Source organism: Bacillus sp. BML-BC051 (assembly GCF_019656175.1).
Lineage (GTDB): Bacteria > Bacillota > Bacilli > Bacillales > Bacillaceae_G > Bacillus_A > Bacillus_A mobilis.
This window is the reverse complement of record NZ_BPLI01000014.1, coordinates 56,894-77,216: the sequence shown is the minus strand read 5'-3', so window position 1 is coordinate 77,216 and position 20,323 is coordinate 56,894. Positions and strand designations below refer to the sequence as shown.

General features: G+C 36.9%; 19 protein-coding genes. 2 read left to right on the top strand and 17 right to left on the bottom strand.

The genetic code is table 11. The features are described 5' to 3' along the window. Nucleotides 1-297: 297 nt before the first annotated feature. The 13 genes from K5S59_RS06340 to K5S59_RS06280 all read right to left on the bottom strand — a co-directional run bounded on the left by K5S59_RS06340 (nucleotide 298) and on the right by K5S59_RS06280 (nucleotide 14,524). Complete coding sequence (locus K5S59_RS06340) at nucleotides 298-711, bottom strand: BrxA/BrxB family bacilliredoxin (protein ID WP_001979317.1); 414 nt, start codon at nucleotides 709-711, stop codon at nucleotides 298-300. A 143-nt stretch (nucleotides 712-854) separates the two neighbouring features. After that, on the bottom strand, nucleotides 855-1,262 hold the full coding sequence (locus tag K5S59_RS06335) for a YjdF family protein (RefSeq protein ID WP_002073035.1): 408 nt from the start codon (nucleotides 1,260-1,262) through the stop codon (nucleotides 855-857). Between the two features lie 122 nt (nucleotides 1,263-1,384). Then, nucleotides 1,385-1,849 (bottom strand): NUDIX hydrolase, encoded by a 465-nt coding sequence (locus tag K5S59_RS06330; protein WP_097843917.1) that lies wholly within the window; start codon nucleotides 1,847-1,849, stop codon nucleotides 1,385-1,387. A gap of 69 nt (nucleotides 1,850-1,918) precedes the next feature. Next, nucleotides 1,919-2,623, bottom strand: coding sequence for a DUF421 domain-containing protein (locus tag K5S59_RS06325; RefSeq protein WP_000550958.1), 705 nt, complete (start codon nucleotides 2,621-2,623; stop codon nucleotides 1,919-1,921). 106 nt (nucleotides 2,624-2,729) lie between these two features. Continuing rightward, nucleotides 2,730-3,908 carry an FtsW/RodA/SpoVE family cell cycle protein gene (locus tag K5S59_RS06320; protein ID WP_000831199.1) on the bottom strand — a complete coding sequence of 393 codons (1,179 nt, stop codon included), beginning with the start codon at nucleotides 3,906-3,908 and terminating at the stop codon, nucleotides 2,730-2,732. A 341-nt stretch (nucleotides 3,909-4,249) separates the two neighbouring features. Next, complete coding sequence (locus K5S59_RS06315) at nucleotides 4,250-5,563, bottom strand: dihydrolipoamide acetyltransferase family protein (protein WP_000257659.1); 1,314 nt, start codon at nucleotides 5,561-5,563, stop codon at nucleotides 4,250-4,252. A 15-nt stretch (nucleotides 5,564-5,578) separates the two neighbouring features. Beyond that, on the bottom strand, nucleotides 5,579-6,562 hold the full coding sequence (bfmBAB, locus tag K5S59_RS06310; protein ID WP_016086356.1) for a 3-methyl-2-oxobutanoate dehydrogenase subunit beta: 984 nt from the start codon (nucleotides 6,560-6,562) through the stop codon (nucleotides 5,579-5,581). A gap of 13 nt (nucleotides 6,563-6,575) precedes the next feature. Beyond that, entirely contained in the window at nucleotides 6,576-7,577 is a 1,002-nt protein-coding gene (gene bfmBAA / locus K5S59_RS06305) for a 3-methyl-2-oxobutanoate dehydrogenase subunit alpha (protein WP_000852551.1), read from the bottom strand. Between the two features lie 27 nt (nucleotides 7,578-7,604). Further along, nucleotides 7,605-9,026, bottom strand: a complete 1,422-nt coding sequence (lpdA, locus tag K5S59_RS06300) for a dihydrolipoyl dehydrogenase (protein ID WP_000090438.1) — start codon at nucleotides 9,024-9,026, stop codon at nucleotides 7,605-7,607. A 4-nt stretch (nucleotides 9,027-9,030) separates the two neighbouring features. After that, entirely contained in the window at nucleotides 9,031-10,134 is a 1,104-nt protein-coding gene (gene buk / locus K5S59_RS06295; protein WP_000056194.1) for a butyrate kinase, read from the bottom strand. An 87-nt stretch (nucleotides 10,135-10,221) separates the two neighbouring features. Continuing rightward, complete coding sequence (locus tag K5S59_RS06290; protein WP_000171356.1) at nucleotides 10,222-11,322, bottom strand: leucine dehydrogenase; 1,101 nt, start codon at nucleotides 11,320-11,322, stop codon at nucleotides 10,222-10,224. 34 nt (nucleotides 11,323-11,356) lie between these two features. Next, nucleotides 11,357-12,256, bottom strand: coding sequence for a phosphate butyryltransferase (gene yqiS / locus K5S59_RS06285; protein WP_097864730.1), 900 nt, complete (start codon nucleotides 12,254-12,256; stop codon nucleotides 11,357-11,359). A 195-nt stretch (nucleotides 12,257-12,451) separates the two neighbouring features. Continuing rightward, the gene (locus K5S59_RS06280) at nucleotides 12,452-14,524 is read right to left on the bottom strand and encodes a sigma-54 interaction domain-containing protein (RefSeq protein WP_120450856.1); all 2,073 of its coding nucleotides are present in this window, start codon (nucleotides 14,522-14,524) and stop codon (nucleotides 12,452-12,454) included. A 136-nt stretch (nucleotides 14,525-14,660) separates the two neighbouring features. Between K5S59_RS06280 and K5S59_RS06275 the strand changes: the two genes are divergently transcribed. Next, entirely contained in the window at nucleotides 14,661-14,894 is a 234-nt protein-coding gene (locus K5S59_RS06275; RefSeq protein ID WP_001190187.1) for a DUF2627 domain-containing protein, read from the top strand. 48 nt (nucleotides 14,895-14,942) lie between these two features. Here K5S59_RS06275 and K5S59_RS06270 read toward each other — a convergent pair whose 3' ends face one another. Beyond that, the gene (locus tag K5S59_RS06270) at nucleotides 14,943-15,671 is read right to left on the bottom strand and encodes a glycerophosphodiester phosphodiesterase (protein WP_120450857.1); all 729 of its coding nucleotides are present in this window, start codon (nucleotides 15,669-15,671) and stop codon (nucleotides 14,943-14,945) included. Between the two features lie 50 nt (nucleotides 15,672-15,721). Here K5S59_RS06270 and K5S59_RS06265 point away from each other — a divergent pair, with 50 nt between their 5' ends. Continuing rightward, nucleotides 15,722-15,868 (top strand): YycC family protein, encoded by a 147-nt coding sequence (locus K5S59_RS06265; RefSeq protein WP_120450858.1) that lies wholly within the window; start codon nucleotides 15,722-15,724, stop codon nucleotides 15,866-15,868. 186 nt (nucleotides 15,869-16,054) lie between these two features. Here K5S59_RS06265 and K5S59_RS06260 read toward each other — a convergent pair whose 3' ends face one another. The 3 genes from K5S59_RS06260 to spoIVB all read right to left on the bottom strand — a co-directional run bounded on the left by K5S59_RS06260 (nucleotide 16,055) and on the right by spoIVB (nucleotide 20,254). Then, nucleotides 16,055-17,581 carry a glycosyltransferase family protein gene (locus tag K5S59_RS06260; protein WP_097843921.1) on the bottom strand — a complete coding sequence of 509 codons (1,527 nt, stop codon included), beginning with the start codon at nucleotides 17,579-17,581 and terminating at the stop codon, nucleotides 16,055-16,057. A gap of 292 nt (nucleotides 17,582-17,873) precedes the next feature. Beyond that, nucleotides 17,874-18,668 (bottom strand): sporulation transcription factor Spo0A, encoded by a 795-nt coding sequence (gene spo0A / locus K5S59_RS06255; RefSeq protein ID WP_033656399.1) that lies wholly within the window; start codon nucleotides 18,666-18,668, stop codon nucleotides 17,874-17,876. 287 nt (nucleotides 18,669-18,955) lie between these two features. After that, a complete protein-coding gene (gene spoIVB, locus K5S59_RS06250; protein WP_002073024.1) occupies nucleotides 18,956-20,254 on the bottom strand; it encodes a SpoIVB peptidase in 1,299 nt (432 codons plus the stop codon). Between the last annotated feature and the right edge of the window lie 69 nt (nucleotides 20,255-20,323).

Genomic DNA, 20,323 nt, shown 5'->3' with positions numbered 1-20,323 from the left:
AATAAAATAACAATGTTAACGCCATTTACAATGTATAAAATATTGCATAAAACAACAAAACTATGCATGTCCCATAAAGTGAAACTTTAATCAGTGGGGGTTTTCTTCATCTCCCACTGATTATTAGTTGAACCAATCGGACTTTTATGGGCAGTTGATCCCCCGCCTAACTTCTTTGCTTTCGCTGAATTTTGAGATGGGGGTCTTACTGCCCATTAAAGCGGGATAAATTTTAATGCTAAATAAAAAAAGCGGTACATCCACTTCATCGTGGATGTACCGCCTTTTCACTTATATTTATAGTTCTTCACAATTCTCTTCGAAATAAGATTGTAGTTTTGCAATAACTTGCATTGGTTCATGACCTTCAATTTCATGACGTTCTACCATCGTTACAATTTTTCCATCTTTTAATAAAGCGAATGATGGAGAAGAAGGTGGATACCCTTCGAAATATTCACGAGCTCTTGCTGTTGCTTCCTTATCTTGACCTGCAAACACCGTTACAAGATGGTTAGGACGTTTATCATAATGTACGGAATGCGCAGCAGCAGGACGAGCAATACCACCTGCACAACCACATACAGAGTTTACCATTACAAGTGTTGTTCCATTTCTTTTAAACGCTTCTTCTACTGCTTCCGGCGTCGTCAATTCTGTATATCCAGCAGAGACAATCTCTTCACGTGCTTGGCGGACAACATCATTCATAAAAAAGTTAAAATTAATCAATCTTTTCCCTCCTCTAAAACTACCTATTTGTATCTTACCAGTTAATGTTTATGAAATACAAGTAAGTTTACTTGTATTTGGGTATAGAAAAGGTGTTAGAGCTCTTGCTCTAACACCTTTTCTTAATGGCCACGATGCTTTTGCTTTGCTTTTTGTACTTTAATTAAACGTCTTCTTTGTTTTTCAGCTTCTCGCTTCTCTTTAGACTGCACTTTCTTTTCCTGTTTATGCAGTTCATAAGATAAGCTAATTGCCTCTTGCGCCTTAGTAAAACGTTTTACATTTACTTCTTTTGCCGCTTGTCGTATGATACGTTTTATATTTTTTGGACGCTGTTTTTCTTTCACTTCCACACCGCATTTTGCAACGTGCTGGAAATATGCTAACATTGGACCATTCACAAATATAAGTACTTCTTCATCTGAAGGTTCCATTCCAAAAATATACCGCGCTCCATACAATTTCCCTGTTTCTTTATGCGTAATAATTCCTACGAAAAATTGACCATCGTGATATACTGTCAAATCCATTGACAGCCCCTCCTTTAAAAAAATTAGAAATACTGGACATCCCGGAGGGGAAGGTTACTGACATGTAATCATGCGTCTGGACTACCGACCAGAACTGTGTTTTTGTATTTCTTTCACTATTATTATATCCCTTTTTCCATAATCTTCATATATTCAGCAATCATTTTTTTATGCGATCCTACAATATAATCAGGTAGCTCTGTTAGTGGGAAGAATGTAAGCTGAACTGCTTCTTCTTTATTCATAACAAACTCCCCTTCGTATTCCTCGGTATAATAGGCTGTCGTTACGGATTGAAATTCATCACCATTTGCTAATTTTGTAAAATAGTTCGCTCCAGAAAATACATTAATTAATCGCAGGTTCTTCACTTCTATTCCTGTCTCTTCATATACTTCACGGCAAGCTGTTTCTTCTGGTGATTCTCCAAGCTCCATTAGCCCGCCAGGCAATCCCCATTTTCCGTAAGGCTCTGTTCTTTGCTGTAATAATACATATCCATGTTCATTTATAACAAGTACAACAGCACCAACTAAAATTAAAGGGCGATGACCAACTACTTTTCGTAACTCCTCTACATATCCCATCGTATCCCTCCTTTTTCGTTGTCCACACTATTGTATCATATGTATGAAACGACAAAATGCGTATATTTTTCATTTTTTTAACAAAATATTTATTTTATGAGCTTCATCTACTGTAGCTAACATAATAGATTCGACTTCTGCACTCTTCTCTAGAAATTCTCTCGCCCACGCTTCTGTTTTTCCTACTAAAGCAAGAACATCTTTCTGAATGCTCCCATCCTTTACTAATACAAAAGAAACTGGAGATTTTTTCCCCGCCACTTTCAGATCAATCCGCGAAACTGCTTCATATTCTGGATATTGAAATATAGAAACCACACCATTCGCTTCCCATAATGCTAATTTAATCGTTTGAATATCGCTCACATTTCGCATACGAAGTTCTGAAAATAAATATTCCACCGTAATTCTCGCTTTTTTCAAATTACTAAAATCAATGGAACCATTGTGTATAAGAATAATAGGTGCTGGCTCTAAAAAGCGTCTCCATCTATCCCATTTCAACATTAAGACTGAGCTTATAATGTGAAGTACAACGAGTATGAACGTTGTGATCATCGAACCGAGTAATCCCACTTTTTCATCAGATAATGCGTTAGAAATATTCCCACCAAGCAATAACACTAATACAACATCTAAGAAACGAAGTTGTGCGATGGACCTTTGCCCCATCGCTTTCGCAACTAATATTAAAAATATGTATGCTATAATAGCCCGAATAACCCACTCACTATTAGAAAGATGCCGTGCTCCTTCAAAAATATGCATATGCATCACTTTGCACTCCTTACCCGTTTCAAACTGCTATTCTGTTTTAGTTTGCAACGTTTAAGAGCATATATGTAAAAAAGCTGGTTCGCATTTACACGAACCAGCTTTTTTACTTAACAGAAAACATATACTTTTTATACGTTTTCCGTACCGATAATATGAGACCCATCATAATCATATTCGAGAACAAGGAACTTCCCCCATATGATAAGAAAGGTAATGCAATCCCTTTTACAGGCATTAATCCAACGATCATACCGATATTTTGGAATATTTGAACCGTTAATATCCCAATTGATCCAGCACATAATAATGTACCGAATAAATTATCAGCAGAATAGCCAATAATAATTGTTCTATATAGTAGTAATAGGAACAAGAATACAACTAACGCTGCTACGATAAATCCACCTTCTTCGGCAATTGTAGCAAAAATAAAGTCAGTATGCTTCTCAGGGATATAGACGTTCCCTTCACCAAAGCCTTTCCCTTCCATACCACCACTACCTACAGCTAAAATCGATTGCTGTGTTTGATAACCTTGATCTGCATTTTCAAATGGATTTAACCAACCTACAATACGTGATTGTTGGTGAGGTTTTAGTAACGTAACTAAATTATTAAAGAAGAAATCCTCATACCTTACGTAAATAAATATTAACGTAGATAATACGGTCACCGGAATAACTGTACATAAAGCTATCAATTTCTTCTGAATACCTGACATAAATAAAATACATGCAATTGCAGCAGCATATAAGAACACCATCCCTGTATCCGGTTGGCTATATACAACAGCCATAGGCGGGAGGGATACTAGCATAATTTTACCTACTAATTGTAAATCTGTTTGGAATGTCCTTGCCATATACTGTGCATTATGCTTCACCGCTATACTTGCTACTACGAGAAGCAATGAAATTTTGAAAAACTCAGATGGTTGAATTTGTCCAACTAACGGAAACACAAACCATCTTTTTGCGCCTAATTTTTCAGGTGTAAAAGTGGAAACTGGTAGTATTTTCAAAAGAATAAGTGAACCAAATCCAACGATATAAAGTGGCCAAGACAATTTTTGTAATTGATCTAAGTCGATGCTTGCAACAAGCAGTAACAATACAACTCCAATTATGTAGTTCAAACCCTGTTTCATCGCAAAGTTTGCCTCTCCATATTGGCCAGTTTGCTGACTGCTATATATAGCAGCTATACTCGTAACACATAATGCAAACAAAATTAATATTAATTTTACATCTAAACTTTTTAGAAACTCGGTACTTCTTTTCATGACATCCTCCTGAAACATTGTTACAGCAAAATAAAAAACCAGGAGTCAACATTCTTCATGTTTTGACGACTGATTACACATTATCTATAAAACACTTATATAGAATAACTCTCTTTTTCATACAATACAATATATTATACTACAGTTTCGTCAGTAAGATTTGCCAAAAAAAAATTATTCTTTTCTTATTTTATATCTATATACCATATATCAGCAATGTATTTTCGTAAATTTCTAATACATACTCGTTCATTGTAAGATTGCTGGGAAAAGTGATGTACATATGTAGGATGCAAATGAAGAAATAAGATAATAAAAAGCTCGCATAAGCGAGCTTTTTATTAATATACAGATGTATTATTTTCTGACGTATTTTCTAGAATTTCTTTTACACGTCCTAAGAACTTACCACAAATTAGGCCATCTAGTACACGGTGATCAAGTGATAAACATAAGTTAACCATGTCGCGAGCACCGAACATACCGTTATCCATAATTACTGGGCGTTTTACAATTGATTCAACTTGTAAAATAGCCGCTTGTGGGTAATTAATAATACCCATAGATTGAACAGAACCGAATGATCCTGTGTTATTAATCGTAAATGTTCCACCTTGCATTTCGTCCGCTTTTAACGATTTCGTACGTACTTTTCCTGCAAGCTCTGTAATTTCACGAGCGATACCTTTAATCGTCTTCTCGTCCGCGTGTTTAATTACTGGTACAAATAGTTCATCCTCTGTTGCAACAGCGATAGAAAGGTTAATATCTTTCTTCTGAACAATCTTATCGCCAGCCCACATTGAATTGATTTGAGGATACTCTTTTAACGCTTGTGCTACTGCTTTTACGAAGAAAGCAAAGAACGTTAAGTTAAAGCCTTCGCGTTTTTTGAAATCACCTTTAATTGAATTACGGTATGACACAAGGTTTGTCACATCTACTTCAATCATCATCCAAGCGTGTGGCGCTTCGTGTTTACTACGTAACATGTTCGCTGCAATTGCTTTACGCACACCTGTTACTGGAATTTCGATATCGCCAGGCATTGTTGGTACAGAAACTGGTTTTGCAGCTTCTACTTTTTGTGCTACTGGAGCTGCTTTTGGTGCTTCTGGACGAGCTTCTACTACTGCTACCGCTTCCTCTTTCTTCACACCTGCTTGCGGAATATTTCCAGATTCCACTAGCTTTAAAATATCTTTACGAGTGATACGGCCATTTGCTCCCGTACCTTCTACTTGATCTAAATCAACGTTATGCTCACCCGCAAGTTTTAAAACAGCTGGTGAAAAACGTGGTTTTCCATCAGTTGGTTGTTTTGCTTTCGGTGCTTTTTCAGGCGTAGCTACTTCTGCCTTTGGTTCTTCTTTTGTTTTTTCCTCAACAGCTGTCGCTGCCACTTCATCTGCGCCTTCTACTTGAATAACACAAACTACTTCACCTACAGCTAACGTATCACCTTCACCAGCGATTAATTCTTTCACAATACCAGTGAAAGATGATGGTACTTCAGCATTTACTTTATCAGTCATTACTTCTGCAAGCGGATCATACTTATTTACGTGATCGCCAACATTAACGAGCCATTTACTAATTGTACCCTCTGTAACGCTCTCCCCGAGCTGAGGCATTGTAATATTTTCTACAGCCATGTATAGTCCCCCCGATTAAAATTCCGCAAGTTCACGCATTGCTTTTTCAACTTTATCTGGATTTACCATAAAGAATTTTTCCATTGTTGGTGCATATGGCATTGCTGGAACGTCTGGACCTGCAAGACGTGCGATTGGCGCATCTAAATCAAACAGACAATTTTCAGCAATAATTGCTGCCACTTCACTCATAATACTTCCTTCTTTATTGTCTTCTGTTACAAGAAGAACTTTACCTGTTTTAGAAGCTGCTTCAATGATTGCTTCTTTATCTAATGGATATACAGTACGTAAATCAAGAACGTGTGCAGAGATGCCATCTTGCGCTAATTTTTCAGCCGCTTGAAGTGCAAAGTGAACACATAATCCGTACGTGATAACAGTAATATCATCACCTTCACGTTTTACATCTGCTTTTCCAATTGGTAATACATAATCATCTTCTGGCACTTCACCTTTGATTAAGCGATATGCACGTTTATGTTCAAAGAATAATACTGGATCTTCATCACGAATTGCTGCTTTTAATAAGCCTTTTGCATCATATGGTGTAGAAGGGATAACAATTTTTAAACCTGGTTGGTTTGCAAACATCGCTTCTACAGATTGTGAATGATACAATGCACCGTGAACACCTCCGCCAAATGGCGCACGAATTGTAACTGGACAAGTCCAATCGTTATTAGAACGATAACGAATTTTTGCTGCCTCAGAAACAATTTGGTTTACTGCTGGCATGATGAAATCAGCAAACTGCATTTCAGCGATTGGACGCATACCATACATTGCCGCACCAATTGCTACCCCAGCAATTGCAGATTCTGCAAGCGGTGCATCCAGCGCACGATCTTCACCAAATTGATCATACAAACCGTGTGTCGCTTTAAATACGCCACCTTTTTTACCAACATCTTCACCTAAAACGAATACTTTCTCATCGCGTTCCATTTCTTCGCGCATTGCTAATGTAATAGCATCAATATAAGACATTACAGCCATGAAACGTTCCCCCCTATTCTGCGTATACGTGCTTCAATGCATCTTCAGGTGCTGCATACGGAGCATTTTCTGCATATTCTGTTGCTTCATTTACGATATGCATAATTTCGTCTAACATTTGTTTTTCAGATTCCTCAGTTAACACACCAGCTTCTTTTAAATAAGCAGCAAATGTTATAATTGAATCTTTTTTCTTTGCTTCTTCTACTTCTTCTTTATCACGATAAACACGATCATCGTCGTCACTAGAATGTGCTGTTAAACGATATGATACTGTTTCAATTAAAGTTGGGCCTTCACCACGACGGCCGCGGTCTGCAGCTTCTTTTACAGCTTTATATACTGCAAGTGGATCGTTTCCGTCTATTGTATATCCAGGCATACCGTAACCAATTGCACGATCTGATACATTTTTACATGCTAATTGTTTTTCAACTGGAATAGAGATTGCGTATTTGTTATTTTCACACATGAAAATAACAGGTAACTTGTGTACGCCAGCAAAGTTTGCACCCTCATGGAAATCACCTTGGTTAGAAGAACCTTCCCCGAATGTAACAAACGTTACTAAATCTTTCTTTTCCATTTTTCCAGCTAATGCAATACCAACTGCATGTGGTACTTGCGTTGTTACTGGAGATGATCCTGTCACAATACGATTTTTCTTTTGACCGAAGTGACCAGGCATTTGACGACCACCAGAGTTTGGATCTCCAGCTTTCGCGAAAGCAGACAACATAAGCTCTTTAGCTGTCATACCAAACGCTAGTACAACACCCATATCACGGTAGTATGGTAATGCATAATCTTTCTCTCTATCAAGAGCGAATGCTGCTCCAACTTGTGCCGCCTCTTGTCCTTGACAAGAAATTACGAATGGGATTTTACCAGCGCGGTTTAATAACCACATACGTTCGTCGATTTTACGTGCAAGTAACATCGTACGGAACATTTCTAATACTTGCTCATCACTTAAGCCAAGCTCTTCATGGCGCTTTTCTTTTACTTCTGCCATTTTTCATAACCTCCTAAATCCACATTTTTATGCGTGTAACGCTTTTCCATCTACAGCTAATGCTGCTTCACCAATCGCCTCAGATAATGATGGATGCGGATGAATTGTATGTGCTACTTCCCACGGTGTTGCATCAAGTACTCTTGCAAGACCAGCTTCAGAAATCATATCTGTTACATGTGGTCCAATCATGTGAACACCAAGAATGTCATTTGTTTCTTCATCAACTACAAGTTTTACGAAACCATCTGATTCGCCGTATACAAGTGCTTTTCCGATTGCACGGAATGAGAACTTACCTACTTTTAATTTATAGCCTTTTTCTTTCGCTTCTTGTTCTGTTAAACCGACAGAAGCAACTTCCGGACTGCTATATACGCACTTTGATACCATAGAATAATCAATTGGTGTAACTTCTTTACCTGCAATATGTTCTACTGCAACAATTCCTTCATGAGAAGCAACGTGAGCAAGTTGTAAGCCACCGATTACATCTCCAATTGCGTAAATATGAGATTCTTTCGTTTGATAAAACTCATTTGTTTGAATGTATCCTTTTTCCACAACGATATCCGTATTCTCTAAACCAATATTTTGCGTATTGGCTTGTCTTCCTACAGATACAAGCATTTTTTCTGCTTTAAATTCTTTATTCTCACCGTTATGTTCAGCTTGAATTGTTACTCCATTATCTTTTACCAATGTTTCTGGTAATACTTTTGCACCAGTTACCACTTTAATACCTTTTTTCTTGAATAGACGTTGCATTTCTTTTGAAACGTCCTGATCTTCTAGTGGTAGTATCGTTTTCGCATACTCTAATACTGTAACTTCTACACCGAAGTCAGCAAGCATAGATGCCCACTCAATACCGATTACACCGCCACCAACGATAATGATCGAACTAGGAAGCGTTTCCATTTTTAGAGCATGATCGGAAGACATTACATACTCTCCGTCTAATTCTAAACCTGGTAATGAATTCGGACGAGAACCTGTTGCAACAAGTACATTTTTTGGAATTAACATTTCATTCTCTTCTCCACTTGCAAGTTCAACCGAAATTGTCCCTGGCATTGGAGAGAAAATAGATGGGCCAAGAATACGGCCAATACCTTCAAACACATCAATTTTACCTTGTTTCATTAAGTGTTGAACGCCTTTATGAAGTTGCGTTACAATCTTCTCTTTACGCTCTTGCACTTTCGCAAAGTTTAGTTCTACATTACTTGCAATAACCCCGAACTCTTCGCTTTTTTTAGCAGTTGCGTATACTTCCGCACTACGTAAAAGAGCTTTACTAGGAATACATCCTTTGTGCAAACAAGTACCACCAAGATTTTCTTTTTCAACAAGTGCAGTTTTTAAACCTAGTTGCGATGCTCGAATAGCAGCAACATATCCACCAGTACCGCCGCCAACGATGACTAAATCATATTCTCTTGCCATTATCTCAACCCCTAGCTACTGTTTGTTTTTCTCGTACAACATACTCTTTCGGCGCTTCTTCTTCACGTAATACACGAAGTGCTCCTTCTGCTAATGCTTGTAATTCATCTTCCCCTGGATGTACGATAACATCTGCAATCCAATCCACACGTTCTTTTATTTCATCGACAAGAATTTTACTGTACGCAAGTCCACCAGTTAGAACGATTGCATCAATTTTTCCGTGAAGTACAGCGCTAGCTCCGCCAATCTCTTTTGCAACTTGATATGCCATTGCTTTATAAATAAGAGTTGCTTCTGGATCACCTTTTTCAACCATTTGTTCTACTTTAATCGCATCATTTGTACCGATTAGACTTACAAGTCCACCTTGTCCAACAAGTTTTTTAATCATTTCGTCACGGTAATACTCACCAGAGAAACACATCTCAACTAATTGCCCTACCGGTACTGTACCAGCACGCTCTGGACTAAATGGTCCTTCACCGTTTAAGCCGTTATTCACATCAATAACTTTTCCTTTTTTATGAGCACCAACCGTAATACCGCCGCCCATATGTGTAACTAATAAATTTAAATCCTCGTATTTGTGATTTAATTCTTCAGCTACTTTACGAGCAACTGCTTTTTGGTTTAATGCATGGAAAATGCTTTTACGTTCCATACCAGCAATACCGCTTATACGAGCAATCGGCTCCATTTCATCTACAACGACAGGATCTACTATGAATGCCGGAATATTTAATCCAGAAGCGATTTCATATGCTAAAATGCCTCCAAGATTTGAAGCATGGTGGCCACTAAATCCATTTTTTAAATCTTCTAACATCGAATCGTTCACTGTGTATGTTCCGCCTTCGATTGGACGAAGTAATCCCCCACGTCCACAAACTGCGTTTAACTTTGAAATGTTAATACCGTGAGAATGTAGAACTTCTAAGATCGTTTCTTTACGAAATTCATATTGGTCGATAATTCTCTTATATTTTCCAATTTGTTCTTCGTCATGACGAATAGTCTCTTCTAAAACAGGTCTTTCATTATCAAAAACACCAATTTTTGTGGATGTACTACCCGGATTAATAACAAGAATTCGATTTAAGGACACTGTTGCTACCTCCACTAATAAATTCAAAAGGAAGTGGAAACCTCATAAGAGGTAACCACACCTTTTGTAAAAGTAATATATGAATGATTAGCGACGGCTAATAATGTCGTGACCGTTGCGTAAGTATGTGCTACGAGAGTTTTTCAAGCTTGCAATGCGCTCTTCAGCTAAACGATCTGCTGCTACATAAGTTGCAATGCCATCACGTTTTGAAATTTCAATTACTTTTGCAATTGTGTCATAAATTGACTCAACACGTTTTAGTGCACGTTCTCTATTGTATCCATATAACTCGTCTGCTACGTTAATTACACCACCTGCATTAATAACATAGTCTGGTGCGTATACAATACCCATTTCATGAATCACGTCGCCGTGACGATCTTCTTTTAATTGGTTATTTGCAGAACCTGCGATTACTTTTGCTTTAAGTTGTGGAATAGTTTCGTCATTAACTGTTGCGCCTAATGCACATGGTGCGTAAATATCACATTCAACACCGTAAATTTCATTTGGTTCAACTGCTGATGCACCGAATTCTTCTACCGCGCGTTGTACAGCTTCTTTATTAATATCTGTAACGATTAGTTTTGCTCCTTCAGCGTGTAAATGTTTGCATAGGTGATATGCTACGTTACCAACGCCTTGAACAGCAATTACTTTTCCTTCTAAATTATCAGTACCGAAAGCCTCTTTCGCAGCTGCTTTCATACCACGGTAAACACCGTATGCAGTTACTGGAGATGGGTTACCAGAAGAACCGAATGATGGTGAAATACCTGTTACAAAGTCAGTTTCTTCGTGGATAATATCCATATCATCTACTGTTGTACCAACATCTTCAGCTGTAATGTAACGTCCGTTTAGTCCTTGAATATAACGTCCTAATGCGCGGAACATCGCTTCGCTCTTATCTTTACGTGGATCACCGATAATTACTGTTTTCGCACCACCTAAGTTTAAGCCAGCTGCTGCGTTTTTGTATGTCATCCCTTTTGCAAGACGCAATGCATCTTCAATCGCCGCTTCTTCAGAATCATATGTCCACATTCTTGTTCCACCAAGAGCTGGTCCAAGTGTTGTATCATGAATTGCAATAATTGCTTTTAAACCAGATTCTTTATCTTGACAAAATACTACTTGCTCATAATCATATTTTTCTAAGTATTCGAAGATTTCTAATGTCATTGTCGTTTCCCCCTAGTGTTTTACCCTATTTGGTTTATTTTGAAGCAGTCGCAACTGCCAATGCTAATGAATATACTTTTGTTTCTGCTGAATCAGCACGAGACGTTAAAACAATCGGTGCTTTTGCGCCAGCAATCATAGCTCCTACTTTTGCATCCGCAAAGTATACGAGTGATTTGTATAGCACATTTCCAGCTTCAATCGTTGGGACGAGTAAAATGTCTGCCTTACCTGCTACATCACTTACTATGCCTTTATGTTCTGCTGCAATTTGTGATACTGCATTATCTAAAGCAAGTGGCCCATCAACGACACAATTTTTAATTTGTCCGCGGCGATTCATTTGAGTTAACATCGCTGCATCAATTGTCGCTTGCATCGCAGGATTCACAACCTCTACCGCTGCAATTGGTGCTACCTTTGGCAGATCTATTCCTATTGCCCGGGCAACTTCTACAGTATTCTGTATAATAGCAGCTTTCTGTGTTACATCAGGTGCAATGTTCATCGCTGCATCTGTAACAAAAATTAGACGATCGTAATTTGGAACTTCAAATGCTGCAACGTGTGAAAGTACGCTCCCTTTACGAAGTCCCCACTCTTTATTTAATACAGCTTTCAAAATATTCGCTGTTGGGATGTTTCCCTTCATAAGCACATCTGCTTCGCCATTTCTTACAGCTTTAACAGAAAGTTCTGCAGCCTCAGCACTTGATGCTGCTGCAATCACTTCAATATGTTCTGAAGTTTGTAAACCATGTTCTTGTAACATCCCCATTATTTTTTCTTGATTTCCATATAGACGAAATTGAGCTAGCTGTAATGTAATTGCTTTCGCTACAGCTTCAATTACTTCATGATCTTCAGCTACTGCTACAGCCACAGTTTTTTTAGGCTGGCCTGCTGCTTGATCAATTAAGTGTTCTAACTTCATATTTTGTAATCAACCCTTTCCGTCGTCCCTCGTCTTTTTATAAAGCAAATACCGTGCCAACTTTTCAAAGTGGTCTTACCAATAATGAAAACGCATTCAAAATGCAGTAAAATCAATACTTTGGAAAATAACAAAATATTCTGTCTTGATTTGTCGTATTTTGTATACCATGCAATAAATTGCACGGTACGCAATTTATTGCATGCTATTTTTTGCACACTCATACTTTTCTAGCTTGTAATATAAATTTCGAACCGAGATTCCTAACGCTCTTGCCGTTTGTGTTTTATTTCCACCGAATCTCTCTAAATATTCATGAATGATATTCCCTTCAAACTCCGTCACTAAATGTTCAAGTGGCTTTTCTTCCAACTCAGGCAATAAATGAGTTTGCTTTGATTCCACCTGCTCTTCGTTATGTAATGGCGGTAAATGCTGTACATCAATATAGGTCTCGTTATAATTCATAAAGATAATAGCTCGCCCTAAAATATTTTCAAGTTCCCTCACATTCCCCGGCCATTCATATGATTGTAAATATAAAATAGCCGGATCAGTAAGCCCCTCAATATTCCGGCCATAATCTTGATTAATTTTTTGAATTAATCTTTCTGCGATTGCCGGTATGTCCCCTTTACGCTGACGAAGAGATGGGATTTGAATTGGAATTTTATTTAATCGATAATATAAATCCTCCCTAAACTCTCCTGCTAGAATGGCCTTTTCTAAATTCACATGTGTCGCTGCAATTACTCGAACATTGATAGGAATTGCTTTCGTTCCACCAACTTTTACAATCTCTTTTTCTTGCAACACGCGAAGGAGTTTCGCCTGCGTATTTGCAGATAGTTCCCCTATTTCATCTAAAAAGATACTACCGTTATTCGCTTCCTCAAAGAATCCACGTTTTCCGCCTCTTTTCGCGCCAGAAAATGCCCCTTCCTCATAACCGAATAATTCACTTTCTAGCAACGTCTCCGAAATAGCTGCACAGTTTACACGAACGAACTTATTATATTTTCGATTACTTCCATTATGGATGGCATGTGCAAACAATTCTTTACCCGTTCCAGATTCTCCGCGTAATAATACTGTCGCTGGTGTATTCGCCCCAAGTTTCGCCTGCTCGATAGCCGCCGTTGTTTCATCAGAATTTCCGACAATGTCATCAAATGAATATTTCGCTTCTAACGTTCGAATAATTTGCCTTGCCCTATTCAATTCATTTGTTAACTTTTGAATTTCTGATACGTCACGAATTACACCAACGCTCCCTTTCAATATCCCATCCACAATGACTGGCGCTACGTTTACAATTACATCTCGCTTTTTTTGCCCAATCTTCATATGTATCCCTCGTACCGCCCTACGCGTTCGAAGTACTTTCATATGCATACTTTCACCTTCTACAATATCAGTTGTAGCCGGCTTTCCAATAATGTCCTCTTCTGTTAAACCTGTTAATTTCGTATAGGCAGGGTTAATTACTAACCCTCTTCCTTTTTCATCCACGACTGAAATTGCTTCCTCAGACGAGTTGATAATCGCCTCAAGTAACGTTTGAATTTCTTTTAAATCTGTAACTTCTTCCGCCAGATCTACAACTTCTGTTATATCTTTAAAAATCGCAAATGCCCCTTGTACCTCTCCTCCTTCTTTTAATATCGGAATACGGGTTGTAATAATTTTCTTTTCATTCTCTAATGTCAGTTCATAATTTACTTCTATTTGTTTCGTACGTATAATACGAAGCAATTTACTAGTCGGAATAACCTCTAAAATATATTTCCCTACCGCATCTTCTTTTTTATATCCAATAATACGCTCTGCACTTTTATTAAATAGGCGAACTTGTCCCTCTCGATCAATCACAATCATACCGTCATGCGTAGAATTTAAAATTAAATCCCCTTGCTGCGTTTGTTCTTCTAACTTTCCAATTAAATCTTCCTTCTCATGTGCTAATCTCGTAACAATTTTCGCAATATCGCCTGGTATAAGCAGCGTATCTTTATGCTTTTTCTTTAATAACTCTTTATGTAGATCATCGTCACCTGTCATATCAAATATTACATCAATGTGCATAGCAAGAAACTGCGTTACACTCTCTCCAATCGTAACCCCATATTCCGTAGCCATTTGTAATCCTTTCGCTAACGGATTTATATCAATAATCCCTATAATTTGAAATATATTTGAACTTTGTAACAGATTGAGCAGTGTACTGCCACCTTCACCGGCACCAACAATTAACACTTTTTGTTTCATATATTACACTTCCTCTCGAAGTATCTCTGCAAAATTTTTCACACCCTTATCTTACTCGTTCAGCCCCCTCTTGACAAACCCCCTTTCCATATAACATCATTAAAATAAACAAAATAATCTGAAAGGGAGCGTTTATATGCAGCGTTACCTTGCTCTATTATTAGCACTCATCCCTATTTCATTAGCTGTGTTTGGCATTAAGTTAATGAGAGATACTGTATTTGGGATTCTATTTCCTCCACTCTCTATACTTTGGTTACAATTTTTAATTGGCGCTCTTTGCTTCGCGCTCGGGTTTTATATTTTTGGCGGCTTCGTCTTACACCGAGACCGTAAACGAAATAAAGTACAAGCTCGCTTTAGAAGATAAGAAAGCCCCACTATTTATAAATAAAAAATGAGACCGTTACACGCGGTCTCATTTTTTTATTGGCAATAACATTCTTGCCGTTTCAGGGTAATCAGTAATAATCGCCGAAATATTCATATCAAAATATTTTCGCATAAGCGTTTCTTCATTAATTGTATAAGGGCGAACCTCTACACCACTCTCCATCGTTAATTCAGCAACGGCATCTTGCAGATAACGATAATTCGGGTGTACTGCTGTAGCACCCATTTTTTGTGCATACGCCCATGGACTATGCAAACCTTCGCGATATAGAATCGCTGTTTGAATATCAGGAGCCATCATATGACACTTTTTCATACTGTAGTGATTAAATGAAGAAAATATAACACGATCTTCTAGATTATATTTCCGCACAAGCGTTATAACTTCTTCTTCTAAACCTCTGTATGGGATTTTATTATTTTTAAGTTCAATATTAAGTAGCAACTCTGTTTTTTCAATCCATTCTAACACTTCTTCTAAAAGAGGTATTTTACAAAATCCTACTTTATCACTGAATGTGTAGCTCGCATCTAATTTACATAAATCCTCATATACATAATTTCGAACCGCACCTTTTCCATTTGTTGTCCTGTTCACTGTTTCATCATGAATGACGACAACCTTTCCGTCTTTCGTTAATTGAACATCAAGTTCAATTCCATCTGCTCTAAAAGATTCAGCTGCTTCAAATGAAATCATTGTATTTTCTGGGTACGTTCCCGCTGCACCACGATGTGCAAATATAAGAGTCATCCTCACTCCCCCAATCTTATGCTATACTATACGAAAAAGGAGGTACTTCTATGAGACCATTACAAATTTCTCCAGACACTGCAGTCCGCCTATCAAAAGCATTAGGTGTTCCACTCGAACAACTTATGCATATGCCGCAGCACATTTTAATTCAAAAGTTAGTTGAATTAGAAAAACAAAGTAAAGACGAAGAATAATACAGTCCTGTTTTGCAGGGCTTTTTATTATTTTCTATTATATCACGGATGACTTCCCTACTAAAATCCTTTAACGGATATACTATGATTCCATTTAATCTTTTCTTCAAACATTTATAATCAATACATTAAACCCCCTCTTTTAATAAAAGAGGGGGTTCTTACTACTCGTTCCAATTACTCAAATTATGCATTTTTCTTTTCTTTGTTAAAAATCATAAACAATTTATATAATCCTAAAGAAGCTGGAATATTCATAAATGCAAATGCTTCATAAGTATAATGAGGAGCTGTTTCCCATAGTAATAAGAAAGTAAACACCCCTAACGTACTAATCATCGTAATCCGTATAACTTCCGATTCATTTTCATCTTTCTTTTTATAAAGGATAACAGCCGCCAGAACAGCTACATAAACAAATAATTTGATAACATACGAATATACAGTAACGATCTTATAATTCGTTGTACTATAGTTCGATACGTAATTAGTTATCGCGTCGTTCTTCTGCTCAAACCATTCTCCAATACGGTACATGGAGAACTGGCTCGATACCCATTCTCTAGTTATTTTTTCATTTAAATGCCGTACATAGCCCATTACACCAAGTTCATTAAAACGCTGTACTATAACTTTTTTATTATGTTCATCCAAATCCTTTGTATTTTTTATATTTTCATCATTAATATAATCTGTATCCGCCTGATTCCAAACACCATACGTATCTTTATTCAAACCCATTTGTACCCAATGGGTATATGGAATTTTTTCAATTTCATTATCGGTGCTGAGATTTAACTTTGTCGTTATACCTTTAAAACTTACAATAAGGATTAAACAAAATAAAACACTACTTAATACCTTTACGGAATACTCCTTACGAAACTTAAAAATATTTTCAATTAAAATCGCTAACGCTACCGCCAATGCTGTCGGTCTTATAATATAAGTACCAGCTGCCAAAACTCCTAATAAAATCCATAAAATAATCTTCATTCTTTTTGTTTCCGCTGTTTTCAAACATAAATATGTATACATCGTTGCTGAAATAAAAAATATTACTAATGTATGCGTATAGAAAACTGGCGCCTGCCAATATATAAAAATGTTTAGCACAGATAACACAATCGATATGTGGGCAGCTTTAAAATTTGTAATTTTCTTTACAATCAATACATTTAAAATGATACTACCTGTTATACATACTATTGGTAATATTTTTATTGCTATATCTACACTTCCTACCAATTTAGCAAAATATCCTCCTAATAATACAATATGTGTATTATATGGATAAAATAGAAGCTGTCCCATTTCTAAAAAATGATTATCTCCCTTAAACACAGAGACAATTCCTTCTTTAAGGATGGCATAATCGCCTACAACAGGGTTAAATGCTATGGAAGTAATAATTATTTCCATCGTTAAAATAATTACGATACCTAAAGCAATCATAATATTTGTGTACGTTCTTTTCATTTTATTAATAGCCCATTTATAATACATAAAGAAGAGCGCAAATAAAAGCAACGTTGCCCCTATAACAGCACCGACCTTTTTGGGAGTATACTCCTCAGTCGGATAAGGAAATTCACCACTCATCAAAATTGTTTTCGGGATAAAAAATTTACTTACTATCATTGAAAATATAGATAAAAACACCGTCATAACAATGATTGGGTAAGCTCGATTCACTATTTTTTTAAAAGTCATTCATCCATTCTCCTATATCTCTTAACTTTTCCCAATCAATGATACGTTATAGAGATTATGATGTCAAACTCACGTATTTCCTGTACATATCCTTATGTTCACTGCATTTTTCTACATAAATTTATATATATCCCCTCAAAATCCTTAAATCGAAAGAAATAAAAAGACCAACGAATTCTAAAATTCATTGGTCATTACATAAAAAGTTCATTGGTTTTACATTTAATATCGAGTATAAATTTAAGGAATGATTAAGCTTTACTAAAACTTAAACCTTTTACTACTTTTACTCTCAGCTAGCCTTATGTTCAAGTCTCAGCTTATCCGCAACCATTGCGATGAACTCGGAATTTGTTGGTTTTGCTTTTGACATGGATACTGTATAACCGAATAAAGACGAAATAGAATCAATATTCCCACGACTCCACGCTACTTCAATTGCGTGACGGATTGCACGCTCGACGCGGCTTGCTGTCGTATTATATTTCTTCGCGATATCTGGATACAATACTTTCGTAATAGATCCCAGTAATTCGATATCATTGTACACCATAGAGATCGCTTCCCTTAAATACATATACCCTTTAATATGAGCAGGCACACCAATTTCATGAATGATACTCGTAATGCTTGCATCTAAGTTTTTCGGCTTTCCATCTATTGTCGTTGCTGAGCGGAAAGATGGAAGTGGACGTTTAATGGTAGCGTTCGCCTTACCGCTAACTTGACGAATATGACTCGTTAAATTCTCCATATCAAATGGTTTTAATATGAAATATGAAGCACCTAAGTCAACTGCTTTTTTCGTCACATCTTCTTGTCCAAATGCTGTCAACATAATTACGCTAGGCTGTCTTAGCCTTTCAATATGTCGCATTTTCTCTAGTACAGCTAAACCATCTAAATGTGGCATAATAATGTCTAAAACAAGTACATCCGGCTGCTTATCATTTAATAAATTTAAACACTCTTGACCATTATAAGCAGTACCGATTACTTCCATATCATCTTGAGCAGCTACATAACTCTCTAGCATTGATACTAATTCTTTATTATCATCCACAAGACATACTTTAATTTTCTCCACAGCTTTTCCTCCCTTACCGAATCGATTCTCCGACATGTGTATCCTTCTAGGCTACATGAATTGTTCGACAATTGTGTGAAAATTCCCTTTTAAAGTTTGTTACTTTCCGATAAAATCACAAAAAAATATGTTTATCGCTCATTTATTCCCTTTCGCAACACATTCCATCATAGAAATACAACGAAACGTTCAACCCTTTTCTTTTATTTTACAACAAAAAACACCTCTTGCGGAGCTTTTACAAAATTTCAACGAATTTTTCAACAGAAAAGCGAGCTAATTAATAATTAGCTCGCTTTTCTTTCTTGTTCATAAATGTTAATTCCAGCCTCATGTAACATCCATTCAATATGAACACCATATCCTGATGTTGGATCATTTACAAATACATGTGTAACAGCACCAATTACTTTTCCATTTTGTACAATTGGACTTCCGCTCATGCCTTGTACGATACCACCCGTTTTCGCTAATAAACGTTTGTCTGTGACTTTTATTACCATGCCTTTTGTAGCCGGAAACTTTTGCGGTACTGTACTAACAACTTCAATATCAAACGCTTCTACTTTATCTTTATCAATAACTGTCAATATTTTTGCTGGTCCCTCTTTTACTTGATGAGATAGTGCAATCGGCATTGCTTTATCCATTACGCCATTTGGAATATTTGTATTTAATTTACCAAATATTCCAAATGGACTATTTATTGTAATATTACCAATCACTTCACGATCTGGTGAGAACCTCGCTAATTTCTCTCCTGGATTCCCATGACTACCTCTTTCAATTGATGTAACCGTCGAACGCATAATTTGTCCATCTTCGACTTGAATCGGCTTTTTCGTATCGTTATCAGAAATGACATGACCAAGTGCCCCATATTTCATAGAATCAGGATGAACAAATGTCATTGTTCCGATTCCAGCTGCCGAATCACGAATATATAAACCAATGCGATAAGACGATTCTCCACTGTCTTTTTGTGGTGTTAACTTAGTGCGGATATGTTTTCCATCTCTTAACAAAACAAGATTAAGCGGTTCACCCGTTTCACCACTATTATGAATAAATGGCGCTACATCACTCATTCTTTCAATTGTTTTACCATTAATTTCAGTAATCATATCTCCAATTTGCACACCAGCTGTTTCACCAGGAGATACTTTCCCTTTTTCAGTTTGAATTAAATGATGGCCTACAACAAGTACCCCTTTTGTGTTTAACTTCACACCAATTGATTGTCCACCTGGAATAACTTTAAAATCTTTCAATACTTTCACATTTACTTTTTTTACTGGAAAACCAGCAAGCTGAAACACCATATCTGCTTCACCATTTTGATGAGAATTTACCATAAGTCCTTGTTTTTGTTCATTTGAACTTACTGTAAACACATGACGATCTGTAGATGAGGCTTTAAAAACTGGTAATGATGCTATTTCTGATTGTTGCCCTTCAAAAACAACAAGTTGCTTCGGAGATGAAATAAACGTCCGAAGCGGTTTAAAACACCCAATAAAAATTAAAGAAACAAGGAGACAAAGACCTATTATTTTGCGAAATCTTTCTAATCTCAATTCGTTCACTCTCCTCGCTCCTACCCAACATTCAGCCTCTTGGCTTCACTTTTTAATCTCTCCTTGCAGTGCTTTATT

Bases quoted from the DNA above. Each gene is read 5' to 3' on its own strand.
- K5S59_RS06340 (WP_001979317.1), bottom strand. From the start codon at position 711: ATGAATGATGTTGTCCGCCAAGCACGTGAAGAGATTGTCTCTGCTGGA.
- K5S59_RS06335 (WP_002073035.1), bottom strand. From the start codon at position 1,262: ATGGATTTGACAGTATATCACGATGGTCAATTTTTCGTAGGAATTATT.
- K5S59_RS06330 (WP_097843917.1), bottom strand. From the start codon at position 1,849: ATGGGATATGTAGAGGAGTTACGAAAAGTAGTTGGTCATCGCCCTTTA.
- K5S59_RS06325 (WP_000550958.1), bottom strand. From the start codon at position 2,623: ATGCATATGCATATTTTTGAAGGAGCACGGCATCTTTCTAATAGTGAG.
- K5S59_RS06320 (WP_000831199.1), bottom strand. From the start codon at position 3,908: ATGAAAAGAAGTACCGAGTTTCTAAAAAGTTTAGATGTAAAATTAATA.
- K5S59_RS06315 (WP_000257659.1), bottom strand. From the start codon at position 5,563: ATGGCTGTAGAAAATATTACAATGCCTCAGCTCGGGGAGAGCGTTACA.
- bfmBAB (WP_016086356.1), bottom strand. From the start codon at position 6,562: ATGGCTGTAATGTCTTATATTGATGCTATTACATTAGCAATGCGCGAA.
- bfmBAA (WP_000852551.1), bottom strand. From the start codon at position 7,577: ATGGCAGAAGTAAAAGAAAAGCGCCATGAAGAGCTTGGCTTAAGTGAT.
- lpdA (WP_000090438.1), bottom strand. From the start codon at position 9,026: ATGGCAAGAGAATATGATTTAGTCATCGTTGGCGGCGGTACTGGTGGA.
- K5S59_RS06290 (WP_000171356.1), bottom strand. From the start codon at position 11,322: ATGACATTAGAAATCTTCGAATACTTAGAAAAATATGATTATGAGCAA.
- yqiS (WP_097864730.1), bottom strand. From the start codon at position 12,256: ATGAAGTTAGAACACTTAATTGATCAAGCAGCAGGCCAGCCTAAAAAA.
- K5S59_RS06280 (WP_120450856.1), bottom strand. From the start codon at position 14,524: ATGAAACAAAAAGTGTTAATTGTTGGTGCCGGTGAAGGTGGCAGTACA.
- K5S59_RS06275 (WP_001190187.1), top strand. From the start codon at position 14,661: ATGCAGCGTTACCTTGCTCTATTATTAGCACTCATCCCTATTTCATTA.
- K5S59_RS06270 (WP_120450857.1), bottom strand. From the start codon at position 15,671: ATGACTCTTATATTTGCACATCGTGGTGCAGCGGGAACGTACCCAGAA.
- K5S59_RS06265 (WP_120450858.1), top strand. From the start codon at position 15,722: ATGAGACCATTACAAATTTCTCCAGACACTGCAGTCCGCCTATCAAAA.
- K5S59_RS06260 (WP_097843921.1), bottom strand. From the start codon at position 17,581: ATGACTTTTAAAAAAATAGTGAATCGAGCTTACCCAATCATTGTTATG.